18 protein-coding genes are annotated in these 16,576 nt (G+C 64.0%); 6 read left to right on the forward strand and 12 right to left on the reverse strand.

Annotation, left to right across the window (positions count from 1 at the left end; genetic code table 11):
• Nucleotides 1-263 precede the first annotated feature (263 nt).
• Together ANTHELSMS3_RS00965 and ANTHELSMS3_RS00970 are read right to left on the reverse strand one after the other, a co-directional pair.
• Entirely contained in the window at nucleotides 264-1,484 is a 1,221-nt protein-coding gene (locus ANTHELSMS3_RS00965) for a type II secretion system F family protein (protein ID WP_094033243.1), read from the reverse strand.
• Nucleotides 1,481-2,971, reverse strand: a complete 1,491-nt coding sequence (locus tag ANTHELSMS3_RS00970) for a GspE/PulE family protein (RefSeq protein ID WP_094033244.1) — start codon at nucleotides 2,969-2,971, stop codon at nucleotides 1,481-1,483. Before ANTHELSMS3_RS00970 ends, ANTHELSMS3_RS00965 begins: the two co-directional genes overlap by 4 nt.
• Before the next feature lie 147 nt (nucleotides 2,972-3,118).
• Here ANTHELSMS3_RS00970 and ANTHELSMS3_RS00975 point away from each other — a divergent pair, with 147 nt between their 5' ends.
• The 3 genes from ANTHELSMS3_RS00975 to ANTHELSMS3_RS00985 all read left to right on the forward strand — a co-directional run bounded on the left by ANTHELSMS3_RS00975 (nucleotide 3,119) and on the right by ANTHELSMS3_RS00985 (nucleotide 5,814).
• Nucleotides 3,119-3,640 carry a toxin-activating lysine-acyltransferase gene (locus ANTHELSMS3_RS00975; RefSeq protein WP_094033245.1) on the forward strand — a complete coding sequence of 174 codons (522 nt, stop codon included), beginning with the start codon at nucleotides 3,119-3,121 and terminating at the stop codon, nucleotides 3,638-3,640.
• Nucleotides 3,641-3,651: 11 nt separating this feature from the next.
• Nucleotides 3,652-4,614 carry a Hint domain-containing protein gene (locus tag ANTHELSMS3_RS00980; RefSeq protein WP_254694815.1) on the forward strand — a complete coding sequence of 321 codons (963 nt, stop codon included), beginning with the start codon at nucleotides 3,652-3,654 and terminating at the stop codon, nucleotides 4,612-4,614.
• A gap of 282 nt (nucleotides 4,615-4,896) precedes the next feature.
• Nucleotides 4,897-5,814 (forward strand): Hint domain-containing protein, encoded by a 918-nt coding sequence (locus ANTHELSMS3_RS00985; RefSeq protein ID WP_094033246.1) that lies wholly within the window; start codon nucleotides 4,897-4,899, stop codon nucleotides 5,812-5,814.
• A gap of 130 nt (nucleotides 5,815-5,944) precedes the next feature.
• Here ANTHELSMS3_RS00985 and gspD read toward each other — a convergent pair whose 3' ends face one another.
• Nucleotides 5,945-7,885 carry a type II secretion system secretin GspD gene (gspD, locus tag ANTHELSMS3_RS00990; RefSeq protein ID WP_094033247.1) on the reverse strand — a complete coding sequence of 647 codons (1,941 nt, stop codon included), beginning with the start codon at nucleotides 7,883-7,885 and terminating at the stop codon, nucleotides 5,945-5,947.
• A 126-nt stretch (nucleotides 7,886-8,011) separates the two neighbouring features.
• Nucleotides 8,012-8,485: a type II secretion system protein N gene (locus tag ANTHELSMS3_RS00995; RefSeq protein ID WP_157733369.1), complete on the reverse strand. Its 474-nt coding sequence runs from the start codon at nucleotides 8,483-8,485 to the stop codon at nucleotides 8,012-8,014.
• A 119-nt stretch (nucleotides 8,486-8,604) separates the two neighbouring features.
• Here ANTHELSMS3_RS00995 and ANTHELSMS3_RS01000 point away from each other — a divergent pair, with 119 nt between their 5' ends.
• A complete protein-coding gene (locus tag ANTHELSMS3_RS01000) occupies nucleotides 8,605-9,117 on the forward strand; it encodes a hypothetical protein (RefSeq protein WP_094033249.1) in 513 nt (170 codons plus the stop codon).
• On the opposite strand, the gene ANTHELSMS3_RS01005 is transcribed toward ANTHELSMS3_RS01000, so the two are convergent.
• Nucleotides 9,114-10,091: a DMT family transporter gene (locus ANTHELSMS3_RS01005; RefSeq protein WP_094033250.1), complete on the reverse strand. Its 978-nt coding sequence runs from the start codon at nucleotides 10,089-10,091 to the stop codon at nucleotides 9,114-9,116. The two genes, ANTHELSMS3_RS01000 and ANTHELSMS3_RS01005, sit on opposite strands and share 4 nt — an antisense overlap.
• 133 nt (nucleotides 10,092-10,224) lie before the next feature.
• On the opposite strand from ANTHELSMS3_RS01005, the gene ANTHELSMS3_RS01010 reads away from it, so the two are divergent.
• Together ANTHELSMS3_RS01010 and ANTHELSMS3_RS01015 are read left to right on the forward strand one after the other, a co-directional pair.
• Complete coding sequence (locus ANTHELSMS3_RS01010; protein WP_094033251.1) at nucleotides 10,225-11,163, forward strand: ABC transporter ATP-binding protein; 939 nt, start codon at nucleotides 10,225-10,227, stop codon at nucleotides 11,161-11,163.
• Nucleotides 11,160-11,921 (forward strand): ABC transporter permease, encoded by a 762-nt coding sequence (locus tag ANTHELSMS3_RS01015; protein WP_094033252.1) that lies wholly within the window; start codon nucleotides 11,160-11,162, stop codon nucleotides 11,919-11,921. The genes ANTHELSMS3_RS01010 and ANTHELSMS3_RS01015 overlap by 4 nt, the downstream gene beginning before the upstream one ends.
• A 151-nt stretch (nucleotides 11,922-12,072) precedes the next feature.
• On the opposite strand, the gene gspM is transcribed toward ANTHELSMS3_RS01015, so the two are convergent.
• From gspM to gspG, 7 genes are read right to left on the reverse strand one after another with little or no spacing between them, the layout of a single operon-like run.
• Complete coding sequence (gene gspM / locus ANTHELSMS3_RS01020) at nucleotides 12,073-12,573, reverse strand: type II secretion system protein GspM (RefSeq protein ID WP_094033253.1); 501 nt, start codon at nucleotides 12,571-12,573, stop codon at nucleotides 12,073-12,075.
• Nucleotides 12,570-13,703, reverse strand: a complete 1,134-nt coding sequence (gene gspL / locus ANTHELSMS3_RS01025) for a type II secretion system protein GspL (protein ID WP_198319861.1) — start codon at nucleotides 13,701-13,703, stop codon at nucleotides 12,570-12,572. The genes gspM and gspL overlap by 4 nt, the downstream gene beginning before the upstream one ends.
• 37 nt (nucleotides 13,704-13,740) lie before the next feature.
• The gene (gene gspK / locus ANTHELSMS3_RS01030; protein ID WP_094033255.1) at nucleotides 13,741-14,637 is read right to left on the reverse strand and encodes a type II secretion system minor pseudopilin GspK; all 897 of its coding nucleotides are present in this window, start codon (nucleotides 14,635-14,637) and stop codon (nucleotides 13,741-13,743) included.
• Complete coding sequence (locus tag ANTHELSMS3_RS01035) at nucleotides 14,634-15,287, reverse strand: type II secretion system protein GspJ (protein WP_094033256.1); 654 nt, start codon at nucleotides 15,285-15,287, stop codon at nucleotides 14,634-14,636. Before ANTHELSMS3_RS01035 ends, gspK begins: the two co-directional genes overlap by 4 nt.
• Nucleotides 15,284-15,658, reverse strand: a complete 375-nt coding sequence (locus ANTHELSMS3_RS01040; RefSeq protein WP_094033257.1) for a type IV pilus modification PilV family protein — start codon at nucleotides 15,656-15,658, stop codon at nucleotides 15,284-15,286. The genes ANTHELSMS3_RS01035 and ANTHELSMS3_RS01040 overlap by 4 nt, the downstream gene beginning before the upstream one ends.
• Nucleotides 15,643-16,104 carry a type II secretion system protein gene (locus tag ANTHELSMS3_RS01045; protein ID WP_094033258.1) on the reverse strand — a complete coding sequence of 154 codons (462 nt, stop codon included), beginning with the start codon at nucleotides 16,102-16,104 and terminating at the stop codon, nucleotides 15,643-15,645. Before ANTHELSMS3_RS01045 ends, ANTHELSMS3_RS01040 begins: the two co-directional genes overlap by 16 nt.
• Nucleotides 16,089-16,544: a type II secretion system major pseudopilin GspG gene (gene gspG / locus ANTHELSMS3_RS01050; protein ID WP_094033259.1), complete on the reverse strand. Its 456-nt coding sequence runs from the start codon at nucleotides 16,542-16,544 to the stop codon at nucleotides 16,089-16,091. The genes ANTHELSMS3_RS01045 and gspG overlap by 16 nt, the downstream gene beginning before the upstream one ends.
• Between the last annotated feature and the right edge of the window lie 32 nt (nucleotides 16,545-16,576).

Below are 16,576 nucleotides of genomic sequence, written 5' to 3' on the forward strand. Positions count from 1 at the left end.
GAATTCCCTCCGCAAACGCCAAACCGCACATCTGCCCGCCAACCCTGAATGAGGGGGCACGCGACAGGTGTCCTGCGTATTTCACTTTTTCGTAACTGAGCGGTTTACCGCTGGGAAGCCTGCATGGTGGAAACAAGGCCAATTCTACCAAAGCGCGAAAAGAAGTGCGGCTTTCCAGAGACACCCATTAACGTCACCCGCCAAACCCCCGAAATTGAACACGGCTTGGCAATCAAGGGGAAAAGCGGCACCAAAGCCTCGTTTCAGGGCGCAACCAGCGTTTGCAGGTCAAAGATCGGCAACAAAACCGACAGCACGATTACCAGCACCATGGCCCCCACCAGCATCATCAGCGCCGGTTCCATCAACGAGGCAATCCTCTTGCGCTGAGTCGACAGGCCGTTTTCCACCAGCGCCGCCGCACGGCCCGTCATCCGTGCCAGTCGTGCCGACACCTCTCCGGCCCGGATCAACTGCCGCGCCACCGGGGGCACGACGCTCAGCGCCGTCAGCGCGCTGGACAGGGTTTCGCCTGCGCGGATCGCCTCTGCCACCTTGTCGGATTCGGCCCGGAACCGGGTGATTGTTAGGACCGATCCCGCGCTTTCCACCGCAATCGGCACCGTGTGGCGCGCATCCAGCACCAGCGCCAGCGTGCGCAGGTATTGCACCGCCGCGCCTTGCCGCATCAGCGTGCCCACCACCGGCAGCCGCAAAAACGCCGTGTCGCGCTTGTCGCGCAGCGACGGCACCCGCCCGCTGATCACCCCAAAGGCAATCAGCGCCAGCGCGATCCCACCCAGCAGCACCATATGTCCCTCGATCCAGCGCGACAGCGCCATCATGCGCCGCGTCAGGTCGGGCAAGGGACGGCCAGAGGTTTCGAACAGCGCCACGATCTCTGGCGCGACGGTCACAAACAGCACCCCCGCCACCAGAACAGAGACCACCGCCACAAATGCCGGATAAACCAGCGCCGACCCCAGTTGCGCCCGGTCGCTGCGCGCGGTCTCAAGATGCTCCGCCAGACTGTTGAATACGTTGGATAGTTCGCCTGCCCGCTCTCCCGCCTGTACGGCGGCCAGATAGTACCGGGGAAAGCCTGCTCCGCTGGTGTCCAACGCCACCGACAACGGCTCTCCCTCCAGCAGGGCGGCCTGCGCGCGGGCCACTACCTGATCCAGCGCCGCCGTGCTGCCCGCGCTTTTCAGCGTGCCCAGCGCGTCGTCCACAGCCATTTCCGCGCTCAGCAGCACCGCCATCTGCCGGGTAAAGACGGCCTGCAAATCCCGCGACAGCCGCGCCGGACCAAAGCCAAGGCTGCGCGCCCGCACCGTGCGCCCGCGCGACCGCGCCGTCAGGTCCGACACATACAGGCCCTGCGCCTTGAGCTGTGCAGAGGCATCCACCTCGGTCTCGGCCACAATCGTGCCCGCCTTGCGCGCCCCGTCGGCGGTATAGGCGACATAGGCAAAGGCCTTCATGCGCCGTCCCCGACCACGCGCAGTGCCTCGGCAAGGCTGGTTTCTCCAAGGGCCACCGCCCGCAGCGCCTGCCCGATCAGCCGGTCACGCGGCTCTAGCGTACTTTTCCACAACGCCCCCTCGCCCGCGCCATAGTTGATCGCCTCGCGCAGGTCTTCATCTACCGGCAGGATCTCAAAAATCCCGATCCGCCCGACGTAGCCCGACCCGTTGCAGGCCGGACAGCCCTTGGCCACATGCAACTCTGTCGGCAGCGGCATATTGATCATATGAAACTGCCTGACCTCGGATTCCGTGGGCGGATGCGGCTGACGACAGTCCTGACACAGCCGCCGCAACAGCCGCTGCGCAATGACCCCGCGCAGGGTCGCCGAGATCAGGAAATTCTCCAGCCCCAGATCGCGCAGCCGTACAACGGCGGCGACCGAACTGTTGGCGTGCAGCGAGGAAAACACCAGATGCCCGGTCAGCGCGGCCTGCGCGGCGGTGCTGGCCGTCTCCCCATCCCGGATTTCCCCCACAAGGATCACATCCGGGTCTTGCCGCAGCGTCGCCCGCAGCCCGGCGGCAAAGGTCATGCCAATCTCGGCGTTGATCTGGGTCTGCGATATCCCCGTCAGATCGTATTCGATCGGGTCCTCGACCGTGACGATATTGCGCTCTTCGCGGTCCGCCAGCTTCAGCAGGGAATACAGCGTCGTCGTCTTGCCCGCCCCCGTCGGCCCGGTGGCAAGGATGATCCCGTTCGGCGTCGCCGCCAGCTTTTCCAACAAGGCGATCTGCGCCTGATCCAGCCCCAGCTGCTCCAGCGGCATCAACCCGGCGGCCCGGTCCAGAATCCGCAGCACGATCCGCTCGCCATAGTTCCCCGGCAAGGAACTGACTCGCGTGTCGATCATCCGCCCGCCCAGCCGCAGCGGGATGCGCCCATCCTGCGGCAGCCGCGTCTCGGCAATGTCCAGCCCCGCCATGACCTTAAGCCGCGACACCACCCGTTTCACCGGTACGTCCGCCCGGTCCATCACCGTCTGCAAAAACCCGTCGATGCGCATCCGCGCGCGCAGCCCCCCCTCATGCGGTTCGATATGCAGGTCCGACGCGCCGTCCAGCACCGCCTTGCGCAGCAACTGGTTGACCAACTGGATCACCGGCGCCTCTTCGGCGTCCTCCAACAGATCGCGCCCGCGCCGCTGCGCCGCGTCATCGACCAGATCAAAGCTGACCCCCTGCGCCTCACCGTCGCGCTTGGCGCTGTGGTACAGCCGCGCCAGCACCGCCTCGAACCCCGCCGCGTCGGGCATGTCCAGCGGGGCCGCCAGCCCCGCGCGCCGCTGCGCCTCGCGCAGGCCGGTCAGCGTGGCCGCCGGTCCGGCCACCACCGTGCTGCCATCCAAGGCGACCCCGTGGTCGCGCGCAAAGGCGTAGGGCAGCGCCGGCAGCGGCTCCGGCGAGATCAGCAACAGCGGGTCCTCAGGGGTCTCGGGCATCGGGTCGTGTATCCTACGCAGGAGGTGCGCCACCCTTTGTGCCCTCAACACCACCGCCACCGCAACGATCTTTCCCAACTGCCTGCAATGCTTGACAAACCGCACCGCCGTTAACCCTATGGGAACCACAACGAGGCGCACAGCAGTATGACAGCACCACAGACCGTCCCTGACGGCCCGAAACCGGAATACCCGGATCAGGACCAGATCACCGCCTATGGGGCGATCTCTTTTCTCTATATGCGTGCGCCGAAATACGACCGCCTCGCCTTTAGCGACATCCGCCTGCTGATCCAGCCGCCGGTCGACCTACGGTTCTACTTCATTCGCCAGATCGAGGGCGTGCCGCGCGCCGCGATCACCTGGGCCTTTCTGTCACCAGAGGCAGAGGCGAAACTGCTGTCCGGGCAGATGATCGCCCCGCGCGACTGGGCCTCGGGCGGCCGTGCGTGGATCATGGAGCTGATCGCCCCCTACCCCGGATCAAACCTTGGCGCGGGCCTGACGCGGACCTTCCTAAAGGCGCTTGGCCCCAATCACCGAACCGCCCGCTTTCCCCGGTTCAGCGCACCCGGCGTGCTGAAACACGTCACTGAATTCCGCCGCGACGGCCCGGACAAGTGGACCAGCCACCGCATCCCGGCCCTCGACTTTACCTCCATTTCATAAGGACAAGACACATGGGCGCTTCCGGCACTATGCAACTTACCAATCCGTCATTGATGGCCTCCAGCACAACGCAAGAAAATGTTGGCCAACCCTACGCGACTGACGACATCTATAATTTTGACATCGATTTCAGCGCCATAGGCCCGACGTTTGTCTTCACCGGCGACTTTAATTTTTTCGACGGAGGCAACGGTAGTGGTTACACCTTCATCCCGTCAGGCGCGTTTCCCGGAACTTTCAATATCCACCCAAGCGATGGGGTCTTCACCTATACCGTCACAGCGGCGCAGGTGCAGGCTAGCGGCCTCAACAGCCATTCCGGTACGGTTAGTGCCAGTAGTTCCTTCGGCAGCTCCGATGTCGACACGCTGAACTTTAACTTCACCCTCTGTTTCGCGGTGGGCACCGGCATCGCAACGCCCGAGGGCGAACAAGCGGTCGAGGATCTGGCCATCGGCGATCTCGTGACCACCGCCGATGGCCGCAGCGTGCCGGTGAAATGGATTGGCCGCACCAGCATCCATCCGATGTTCAAACCCGCCGACCGGCTGGAGCCGGTGCGCATCCGCGCGGGGGCCTTTGCGCCGGGCGTGCCCAACCGCGACCTAATCGTGACCGCCGATCACGGCATGGTGCTGGACGGCATGGTGATCACGGCGGGCGCGCTTGTGAACGGCACCTCGGTGCAATGGGTTGACTGGCGGCGTTTTGGCCAGACCATCGCCTATTACCATGTCGAGACAGCGGCGCATGACGTGATCCTCGCCAATGGCGCAGCGGCGGAAACCTACATCGACTATGTCGCGCGCAGCAGTTTCGACAATCACGCCGAATACCTCGCGCTCTACGGGGATGAGGCCGCAATATCAGAGATGCCCCTGCCCCGGATCAGTTCCGCCCGGATGGTCCCGGCGCACCTGCGTGACCGGCTGTCGGGAACCGAGACGACCGGCCCCGCATGCGCCGCCACGTAACGGTCGCGGGCAATAGCCTAGGGCAGTGTCACCAACAGGGCCAATCCGGCCGGGAACGGGGCGCGCCCTGGCAAGCCCGGCCCGGTCCAACCCGGTCCGGCCCGCCTCTGGGCGATTGCCGCATTTCGGAGCCGAGGGCCCGGATTGCGGACCTGCGTTTCGAAAAAGGTTAACATGAAAACATCATCTTACTAAAAAGGCAGCACGAACGATTCATTCGCGCGCAGCACCGTGTCAGCATCAGGCCGGACGCCGCGAACTTTATTGCTAACGAGGAAAAACATGGCCACCTATGACGCAGGCTCATACTTCAGCTATGCGCTGAATTCCGGGACAACTTACGACTTTCTGGAGCAAGTTTCGTCGCCGCCATTTACTTACGACGATACCGAGGCGGACAACACCTTTGAGGTCGGCGACGACATCAATTCGAATGAGGTCGTCACGACATTTCTGGGAACGATCATCCTGCCGATTGCGGGCGGTGGCACGGTCGAAGCCATGGTCGGGGAGTTTTCCTCGGTCGGGTCCAACCAGCGCGTCTTGATCCTGCCGGATGGTCTGGACCCTTTAAACGTGACACTGCCCGCCAGCATCGACCTGAACGATCTGGACACCAGCGATTTCGTGACATGCTTTGCCAAGGGCACCGGGATTGCAACCGACCTGGGGACTCGTCCGGTCGAGGACCTGCGGATCGGCAATATGGTCACCACCGCGGACGGACGCCAAGTGCGCGTCAAATGGATCGGGCGCCAGACGATCCTGCCGCGGTTCCGCGGCGACCGCGCCCGGATGGTCTGCATCCGGCAAGGCGCCCTGGCAGAGGGGCTGCCGAATGCCGATCTCACGGTGACCGCGGATCACGGCATGGTGCTTGACGGATATGTGGTGAATGCCTCGGCCTTGGTGAATGGAAACGGCATCGACTGGGTTCCCCTTTCCGACCTGCCCGAGCGTTTCACTGTCTATCATGTCGAGACCGAGGCGCATGACGTGATCCTCGCCAATGGCGCAGCGTCGGAAACCTACATCGATTATGTGGCGCGCAGCAGTTTCGACAATCACGCCGAATACCTCGCGCTCTACGGGGCCGAATTTGCGATCCCAGAGATGCCCCTGCCCCGGATCAGTTCCGCCCGGCAGGTTCCAGAGTTTCTGCGCGACCGCCTGTCAGGACAGGGCCGAAACGTCGCCTAGGCGCGGCTCCTGCGCCGTCCGGATGTCCGGTGCGGCGCGGGCACAAATCCTAAGACTTTGTAAATTCGCCTCTGTAACCCATTGATTTTTGGTGACCTGATGGCTGTCCACGCGTGGACAGCCCAAAAGGTCAGTCCGAAAATTTCAACCGGCTGGGCAGCGGCGGATAGTTTTTTGTCTCCGCCGCGCGATCGATAAAGGTCGCGTCAAAGGGCTGGTTCAGATCGGCCCCGTCAAAGGGCAGCGCCCCCAGCGGGGTCTGTGGAAAACGCGTGCTATCCTCTGGCTGAATCGCAAGGCTCGCCTTCTTTGCCTCCCGCGCCAGCTCACGGGTCAGACGCGTCGCCTCCTTGTCAGAGGCCACGATCCGGGGCCGCAACAGCACCAGCAAAACCCGCTGGTTCTTGCTGCCTGATTTGCCCCGAAACAGCCCGCCCACCAGCGGCAGCTTCGAAATCCCCGGCACCCGCTGTGAGCTGGACCCAAAGCCGTTCTCCAGCAAACCGCCCAGCATGATCACATTCCCGTCGCGCACCAGAACCGTGGTCGACAGCGCCCGTTTGGCGGTGATCTCTCCACCCGCCGATGAGACCGCGTTGGTCAGGTTCGACACCTCTTGCTTGATCACCATCCGCACGGTTCCATCCGCATTGATCTGCGGCATCACGTTCAGCGTCAGACCCACGTCCTGCCGCTCAATGGTCTGGAACGGCTCATTCACCGCCCCCTGCCCCACCTGCGTGAACTGACCCGTCACAAAGGGCACGTTCTGGGCCACGACAATCTCTGCCTCCTGCCCGTTCAACGTCAGGATCGACGGCGTCGACAACAACCGCGTGCTGCGCGTCTCTGCGATGGCCGTCAACAGCCCCGCAATCCCGGTAGAGTTGTCCCCCGCCCGCCCGCCGATCACGCCGCCGTTGCCGGGGTTGGGCGTGTCGCCGTTCAGAACGGTTGAGACAAGGCTGGTCAGGCTGGGCCGCCCTTCCAAAGCAAACTGCACCCCACCGATGATCGCATCGTTAAGGATCGCGCCGAACTGGACCGACAGGTCGGAAAAGCCATCCACCGACATCTCAAAGATAACAGCCTCGACCAGCACCTGCGTCGGGCGGCGGTCCAGATGCTGCACCATGGTGATGATGTCCTGCATCCGGTCGGCCGGGGCGGAGATCAGCAGCGAATTGGTGCCCGGCTCTGGCACGATGCGGATCTGACCGCCCGTGCCGCCGCTGTCCGCGCCCTGAAAGCTGCGCAAGACCACATCCGCCAGTGTCGACGCCTGCGCATAGTTGATTTGCACCACGCGGCTTTGCTGGTTGTTTTGCTGCGCATCCAGACGGCCCGACAGGATACGGATCTGTTCGCGCAGGTCACGCGGCCCCAAGACCAACAGCGCGTTGGACCGCGCATCAACGCTGACGCTGGCGCCGTCGGGAACGATGCCCATGGACTGGATCACCTGCAGCACTTCGCGCGCGTCCGCGTTGCGCAGGCGGATCATCTCGATCGGCTCAGAGCGCGGCTGGTCGAGTTGGGAAATCAACGCCTGAATACGGCGATGATTGCCGGACCGATCCGACAGAATGATCAGCCGCGCGTTGGGCACGGTGGAAATCACCGCCTCGGACGGCAGCAGCGGGCGCACCACATCGACCACCTCAGAAACGGGGATGTGTTGCACATGGATGACACGGGTCTCGTAAAGGCCCGCCCCGGCCCCACCCGGAGACAGCTCACGCGCGGTGTTCAGCGGGACAATCCGGTCGGCATCGACACCTTGAACGATGGTCAGGCGGTTAACCTCCAGCACGTTGAGAAAGATCTCATACAGCGCGGCAGAGGTGACGTTTTCCGGAGCCAGCACGGTAACGGTGCCGCGCACGCCGGGATCAATGACAAAATTGCGCCCCGTTGCCTCTGACACGATTTCGACAAAGCTGCGCATGTCGGCATCGCGCAAATCCAACGCCCCTTGCGCCCGGACAAGCCCCGGCAACAGCATGAGAATAGCGATGATGCCCGCGAAAAACCGTGCGCGGAATCGCACCGGTCCGCTCATGTCGGTCATAGTTCCTGCCCGCACTTTCGTGCCCTCTCAATCATGTCATGCGCCGCGTGTTTCACGGTCGTTGCGCATAACATACAGGCAAAAAAAGGGCTTGTCTCCCCCCGGGCGAATCGTTCGTGCAGGCGGTCAGTCGCGGAAGGCCAGAAAGGCGTCTTCGCCGTGGTTGTCCACGCGCAAGCCCCCGGTTTCGATCCCGGTCACGATGACATTGTCGGTCAGAGTGTCACCAACCCGGATCAGGCGTTCGCCAGTGGGATGCGATATGATGGCCCACCGGGTATCCCCGTCGCTGACCACCCCTTTCAGCGCAAAGCCAAGGCTGTCCAATGGCGGCGCAGGCGGGCGCGGCGGTTCCTGAAAAACCGGGGTCGGCGGGCGCGGCGGCTGCGGTTCGGGCGGCTGATAGCTGCCGAACAACGACGGCCAGCGGAGCGGCGGCTGGGGCTGGGGAATATCCAGCTCTAGCGTGTCATCCACCGGCGCAGGTGCCAGCACCGCCGCCTCTGGCAAAGGGTTTTCCAGCGCGTGATACAGTCCCTGACCGGCCCAGATGGCGGCGGCAAGGGTCAGTGGCGTCAACAGCCAAGTAAGCCAGCGCATCACGCTCTCCATCCTATCCCACGGGCGGTCTTGGGTTTTCGTGGACGCCGCCCCCTGTCCAGTGGTATCATGCACGTCGATCAAGGCAAACCTTGGCGACGATAATGAGGACAGAGCAGATGACCCCCAAACGCATGATGCTGGCGTTCATGGCGCTAGGAGTGCTGTTGCCCCTTGCGGCCTGTGGCACCGCCGAGAGTACGTCTTCGGGTTTTCGCAAGAATTACGTCGTGGCGCGGTCGGCCCTTGAAGGGGGCGAATACGGACAGGCGAACCGGCAATATGCTCGACTGATGAGCAGCGCAGGCCCGTTCCTGCCCCGTATCCAGCTGGAATATGCCCACAGCCTGTTGCGCGCGGGCAACTATGCGCAGGCCGCCCAGATGGCCGAGGCGATGTCGATGGCCAGCGATGGTGCGGCCAGTGCGGCGGCGTTGGCGGTGGCGGCCACGGCCCGGCACGAATTGGGCCTTGAGGCGCTGGCAGAGGGCAAAACGCAGGCGGGCAAGATGCATCTTGAACACGCACAGGCCTCCATGGCGCAGGTGCTGTCCACGCACCCGGAGCTCGACCCGCTGGGATCACTCGCTGGACGTCAGGCCAGCATCGCGGTGCGGCTGAAGGCGCTTTAGCGGCGTCCCCAGCGCGAGCGTCGCCCTGGCGCGGGACGTGCCTTGGCCTGTTCGCGCAGAAAGACAAAAACCCCCGCCCCGATGATCAGCAGGCACCCGGCCCATGTCGCCGGAACCGGCCATTCGCCGAACACCATCCAGCCCCAGAAGATTGCCAGCGGCAGGCCGATGTATTCGAACGGCGCAATGGTAGCGGCATCCGCCATCCGGTACGCGGCTGCAAGGCAATAGCCGACCACCCCAGAACACAGACCCAGCCCCAGAAACACCACCCAGTCCCCGGGCGCGGGCCAGACCCAGGCCCGCAGAAGAAAGATCAGGCTTTCGTTCTGCACCCCTTCAGCAAAGCGCCCGTCTCCGGCGATCAGAAAGAACAGAGTTGAGACAATCAAGAACGTCCCCTGCACATAAACAGCAAGCGCCGAAGCGCGCGTGGTCATGCCCAACCGTCGTGTTAGCACCTGCATCAAGGCGTAGAACGCCGCCGCGATGACCGGCAACAGCAACACAAACCGCGAGGCGGACACTTCGGCCTTCCACGGTTCCTGCATCACGACCACGCCCGCGAAACCAACAATCACCGCGCCAATTCGCAGCGGCCCTACCTTTTCCCCAAGGACAGGGATGGACAGCAGCGTGATCAGCAAGGGCGCGACAAAGAACAGTGCCGTCGCCTGCCCCAGCGGCAGCACTGCCAACGCGCAGAAATAGGTCATGTTCGACAGCACGACGAGCAGCCCGCGCAACAGATGCAGGCCCGGTGTGCTGGTCTTCAGAACACCAAGGCCCCCTTCGGCAAAAACAAAGCCGAAAGAAAACACCAACCCGATGGCCGACCGGACAAAAATCATCTGATGCAGTGGATAGCCGCCTGACAACACCTTGATCAAAAGATCATTTACCGAAATAGCGACGATCCCGAAGCAGATGAACAGGATGCCAAGGGCGGGGCGGTTGAGCTTTGTGGGGGTCATGCCTTGGCCTTAGGGGGCGCCGTCCGGGGCTGCCTGTCTGTTTGCGACATGCATGGTCACTATGCGTTTGTGCGGAATTGCGCATCACGCAGCGACGACTAGGTTGCGCCACAGCGAACAAGGAGGGCCAATCATGCCCATGGTCGACATCCGCGACGTGCGGAAACAATACGATGACGGGTTCGAGGCGCTCAAGGGCGTCTCGCTTTCCATTGAAGAGGGTGAGATTCTCGCCCTGCTGGGGCCGAACGGCGCCGGCAAGACAACTCTGATTTCAGCTATCTGCGGCATCACCCGGATCACCGACGGCAGCATCGCTGTCGGCGGCCATGACGTGATCACCGACTATCGCGCGGCGCGCAGGCTGGTTGGTCTGGTGCCGCAAGAGATCAACCTTGAACCGTTTCAGAAGGTCGCCGATGCCGTACGCTTTTCGCGCGGGTTGTTCGGCAAACGCGGTGATGAGGCGCTGGTGGAACGGATCCTGCGGCGGCTGACGCTGTGGGACAAACGCGACTCCAAGGTGATGGAGCTTTCGGGCGGTATGAAACGCCGGGTGCTGATCGCCAAGGCGCTGGCACATGAACCGCGCGTGTTGTTTCTGGATGAGCCCACCGCCGGGGTCGACGTGGAACTGCGACGCGATATGTGGGAGACCGTGCGCGAACTGCAACGCGACGGCGTCACCATCATCCTGACCACCCATTACATCGAAGAGGCCGAGGCGATGGCCGACCGGGTTGGCGTGATCAACAAAGGAGAAATCCTGCTGGTCGAGGACAAGACCAGCTTGATGGCCCGCATGGGTCGAAAGGAACTGACCATTGATCTGGTCGATCCGATCGACACGCTGCCAGAGGCGCTGTCGGATTATGAGTTGCGCCTGACCGGCGACGGCAAGCAGATCGTCTACAGCTATGACACGCAGGCCGACCGCACCGGGATCGGACGGTTGATGGGATTGCTGGCACAGTCTGGCTGCAATGTGCGTGACGTACACACAGCGCAGAACTCGCTAGAGGACATCTTTGTCGGGCTTGTGGCCGATCAGAAAAAGGAGGCCACGGCATGAACCTCCCCGCAGTCCTGTCGATCTACAAATTCGAGATGCTGCGGTTTTTCCGCACCATCCTGCAAAGTTTCATTTCACCCGTCGTATCGACCTCGCTCTATTTCGTGGTGTTCGGTGCGGCCATCGGGTCGCGCATCGATCAGGTGGAGGGCGTCAGCTATGGCTCGTTTATCGTGCCGGGGTTGGTGATGCTGTCCGTCATGACGCAGGCCATTTCCAACGCCAGTTTTGCTATCTACTTTCCAAAGTTCATTGGCACCATTTACGAGTTGCTCTCTGCGCCGGTGAATTTTCTGGAAATCGTGCTGGGCTATGTCGGGGCGGCGGCGACCAAGGCGCTGTTCATCGGGGTCGTGATCCTTGGCACTTCGGCGCTGTTTGTGGATCTTGAAATCCAGCACCCCGGCGCGATGCTGGCCTTTCTGGTCCTGACCTGCGTCAGCTTTGCCCTGCTGGGGTTCATCATCGGCATCTGGGCCAAAAGCTTTGAACAGTTGCAACTGGTGCCGCTGCTGGTCGTGACGCCGCTGGTGTTTCTTGGCGGCAGTTTCTATTCGATCTCGATGCTGCCGCCCGCGTGGCAGACAGTCGCCTACTTCAACCCGGTGGTCTATCTGGTGTCCGGGTTCCGCTGGTCATTTTTCGGAATTGCGGATGTCCCCATCGCGGTCAGTCTGGCGGCCATCGCCGGGTTTACGGCGATTTGCATGATTGCGATCTGGTGGATCTTCAAGACCGGTTGGCGCATCCGTAGCTGAGCAATCCGCCCCGTCCGGTACTCCGCTGCCGGGCGGGTCCTTCGCGGGCCGAGAGCACGCCGTGATCCTCGGCAAAGGTCGTGATGATCTCTGACCTTCCCTCCATCAACATCACGCGTTCGCTGCACTGTCCGGAGATTAGGGTCCGGGGTCATTGCCCTGATGGAACTTGCGGCACCACCTCGATCACCGCCGAAACCAGCCCGTCTTCGGTCCCCCGCTCTATGCGGAAAGCGGCAAAGCGATAACCCCACAACGGCTCTACCTGGGTCAGCCAGGCGATCAGCCGGTCAAAACTGACTGCGTTGAACCGCATCTCGATCCCGTCCCCGCGCTGTGCCGAAAGCGTTGTCACGTTCTTGATCAATCCCGCGCCTTCCAGGCTGCGCTGCACCGCCGCAAGCCCGATGGGCGCGGCCGCGCCGGGACCGGTGGCAGAGCGCAGTACCTCGGAATCCCTGACCCGCGCCGCGACCCAGACGTCAACGGCCCGCGCCTCATCCAGTGCCGCCTGCGCCGCTGCCCGCCGCTCCAGCAAGGGCCAGAGCAGACCCGCCGCCGCGCCGCAGGCGAGGACAAGACACATCACCAGCAACAGCGCCCGCTCTCGCCCCGTCAACCTCAACATCTGTTCAACCAGCGCGCGCGTCATCCGCCATTCTCCGGCAGGCCAAGTTCCAGATCGGCTGTCACGCGGCCAGTGTCCTCGGCCAACCGAGCGTCACGCACGATCACGCGCAGTCCGTCTGCGGCCAACGCGTCAACCAGCGCATCGACCGCCTCGAAATCATCCGCCTTCAAGACCACCCGCATCCCGCCCGCTGGCTCCCAGGCAACCGTTTGCAGGTCAGCACCAGCGCCAGACAACACAGGTGCCGCATCGGCGAACAGATCAAGCGGCGACGCCTCATCGCTGCTGGCGCGCAGGGCGGCGCGCTCATCCGCCAGAACCCGCGCCACCTGCACCCTGATGTCGAGGATCGGGCCAGAGGGGACAAAATGCTGTCGCGTCGCCTGTAGCGCGCGCGCCGTCACGGTCGCAGTCTCTTCGTTCACCGCATGGATCACCGTCAGTTGCGTGGTAGCCCAAAGCGCCGCCGCCGCCGCCCCCGTCAACACAGGCCATTGCCACGCCCGAACCTGCCGCCGCAAACGCGTGCGCGCGGCCTGCGGATCGGCACGCAAATCCAGCGTCAATTCCCCGCGTGAAAAGGCCCGCAACGGCGCGGACCCGGTCCTGTCCGGATCGGTCTCTAGTGGAATGCCGACCTGCTGCAACCACCCCTCGAAGGACGGCAGAGGCGCTCCGTACCGCAAGACCTGTTGGGGGATCTCGCCCGCTGCAACCAGTCGCGCCGCCTGCAGGCACAGCGCGCCTTCAGTGGTCGTCGCGCCATCGCCGGGGCCAAACCGCACGCGCACCCGGTCGGGCGTGCCTGCGACTGTCCACATCCCCTCGGCCACCGGCAGCGCAAGGTAGTCGGGCAACACCGCCGCACAGCGCCGTCCGGACTGCCCGCGCCACGCTGCGATCTGCCCGCGCTCTGCGACCATGACCTTGGACCAGGTTTCGGCCATGCCCTCGGGCGCGAAGGGCCGCAGTTGCAGCGTCGCGGCGTCCGCGCCCAGCATGTCGGCCAGTTGCCGTTGGGCGACCTGTTCACGCCCGCGACCGCGCAATCCCTTTGGCAGGTCCAGCGTCACCACTGGCACCTCTTCGCCCGGCACCAGCGCCACATAGCGGCCACGCGGGGCCGGTTCCGTGATCGGGGCCGTTGCCAATCCGGGGTCCGGAGGCGGCGCTTTTATGTCTACTTTGTCAATCATCCGGCAAACGATAGTCGACCAACACGCCAACAGGAAGCGGATGCCGCGACAACACCACACGCCGCGAAGCAACCCGCCCGTCCAGCCGGGCAGAGGCGCGGGCCAGAAACCACTCTGATCCGATAGAAATCCGCGTGTCATCAAGTTCGGCAGCAACGGCGGGGGACAGCTCCAGCAGGAAATCTTGCACCGACGTGAACGGCGCGCGAGTGCGGCGCGCCACAAGACGCTGCGCCCGTTCGGCCGTCATGCCGGGCAGCCAGACAGCCAGCACTTCAGGCGTGGCGGTATTGACGTTCAACCGGGTGTCGCTGGGCAGCGCCGCGATCAATGGCTCCAGCCGGTCGAACTGTGCCCGCGACAGGCCCGGCATCCCCAGCAGTTGGCGGGTGTCCAGCAGCGGCCCGCCACGCGGCCGGGTGGCAGGGTCCAAACCCGAATAGGCATCAACATTCAGAGGCCCGCCCGGAGATAGAAACCCTGCGATTTGTGTGCCCAGTTCTGGCGGCATGCCCAGTCCGGCCAGCAGACGGGCAAACCCCTCTTGCGCGCCAAGGTCATCCGGGATCGCCAGCCAGTTCACGTTAAAACGCCCTTGCAAATCCTCGATAGTCCCGGTGACGGCACCGCGGTCCAGATCGACGGCGACAATCGGCTGCGCCCAGCCTTCGGTCGTCGTGTCCGGTCCCCCGGCGGGGTCCGCCTCAAGCACGGTTATCGCCAAGGCCTCGAACGCGTCCAGATAGGCGTCGATCTGCGCCGCGCCTTGCCATGCGGCCTGCCGCTGAACGCTCATTTCGGCGCGGATCAGCAGCACCGCCGCCGCCGCCGCCAGCGCCCCCACCAGAACCAGTGCATTGACCAGAATAAAGCCGCGTTGCGCCCTCATTGCAGTACCTCGATGAGGCGGATGTCTCCCAGCCCGTCGATCACCAGAGTGATCTCGATCGCGGCGGGCAGCGTGTCGGAATAGGTGTTGGCGACCAATGCAAAGGCGGTGTCACCGTCCGCAGCGCCGGGCGGCGGGGCATTGACGAACAGGTCTGCGCCGGTCCCCTCAATCCAGCCGTATCCCGTCCAGTAGCTACGCAGGCGCAGAGCCTGAACCCCGTCCAGCAAGTCCCGCGCAGGGGTGCGTAGACTGTCTCGAGCCGGGGTTGTGACCGGCCAGTAGCGGCGCGACAGAACGCCAGCCTCACGGTCCAGCCGCCATTCCGCGCGTTGGAACGGCGCATCGGCCCCGGCTGGTGCGGCAATGGTCAGCCCAATCTGCCCCTCCGACGCGCCCTGATACAGCGCCGATTGCGGCGGGCTGGCAGGCGGAAAAAACAGCAACGGCGCAACATGGTCCAAATCGGACCGGAGCAGCGCAAGCGTCACCCCAAGGCTTTGATCCCGGTCATCGCGGGCGGTCAGAACATCCCGGCTGCGGATCGTCCCGCTGAGGGTCTGCACCCCCATCACGGCAACCAGCGCAAACAGCGCCATCGCAACGACCAGTTCGATCAGCGAAAGCCCCCTGTCGCCCCGCACCATCATGGCACCCGCGTCGGAGGCAGCACGGTCACCAGCGTCGCGCCCGGACCACCACGGGAGGTCACGCTGACATCGGCGCGGGTCAATCCGGCGGCAGTGGTCCGCAGGCGCGTATCAATGTCAAAGCTGTAGGGACCAAGAGTGACCGTCGCGGGCAGCGGGCCGCTGTCGGGCAGGCGCAGTTCCTCGGCCCGGTTCTCTGCGGCCAGTTGCGCCAACAGACGCGGCGTTGCCCCGCCCAGCGTGGTGCGCGCCTGACCGATGGCGTTCAGTGTCGCCAGTGTACCCAGCGACAAGATGGCAATGGCGATCACCAGTTCCAGCAGGGTCAGCCCTCTGGGGAGATCGGGCGAAGGGGTCACTGGGCGCTGCATGTCAACTTGCTCCACCCATCAGAGGCACACCGCCATGCCGCGCCGCGTCTGCTGCTGAAGACCAGCGCGAAGGCGGTGCTGGTGCCGTCAGACCGGAACACGATGTCCGGCGTGCCGGGGTCCGGTAGCGGGCCTGACGCCGAAAACTGCGCCTGCCCACTCCAATCATAGAGCCGCGCGCCGGTGTTCCAGCCGTTCTCGCCCTTGCGGGTCAGGGCCAACGCATCTGGTGTGACGGACAGACCGCGTTGCTCTCGTCCTAGGATAGCCAACGCCCAGTTCTGGTCATGCGCACGGCGAAACCGCTCCGCATCGCGCGCGGCGGGTGACACGGCAGACCCGGTGGCCAGCCCAGCCCCCACCGCCAACACAGCCAGTACGGCGACCGAAACCATCAGCTCCAGCAGGCTGAAGCCCGCGTCACGCGGCGCTACCCCTGCGTCCACGACCCGATGTCCGCATCCGCCCCGGTGCCGCCGGGCACCCCGTCCGCGCCATAGGTAAACACGTCAAAATCGCCGTGAACCCCCGGTTGCAGATATTGATAGGGCCGCCCCCACGGATCCTGCGGCACCCGGTCCATATAGCCACCCGACGCCCAGTTCTGCGGTACGGGTTCGGTGCTGGGACGGGTCACCAGCGCCTCTAGCCCCTGATCGGTGGTGGGATACCGAAAATTGTCCAGTCGGTAGAGATTGATGGCCGCCTGCACCGCTGCAATGTCCGATTGCGCTCGGGCGGCGCGAGCCTGATCCGGGCGGTCGATGACGCGCGGCACGATGACCAGCGCAAGGATCGACAGGATCACCACGACCACCATCAGTTCGAGCAACGAAAAGCCGGCGTCGGCGGCACGGCGCGGCGCGGCTTGTTTTGTTTGTGACATATGCTCCCCGGGGGCTCTTGACGTTTTGCGAC

The sequence above is a fragment of the Antarctobacter heliothermus genome (assembly GCF_002237555.1).
Lineage (GTDB): Bacteria > Pseudomonadota > Alphaproteobacteria > Rhodobacterales > Rhodobacteraceae > Antarctobacter > Antarctobacter heliothermus_B.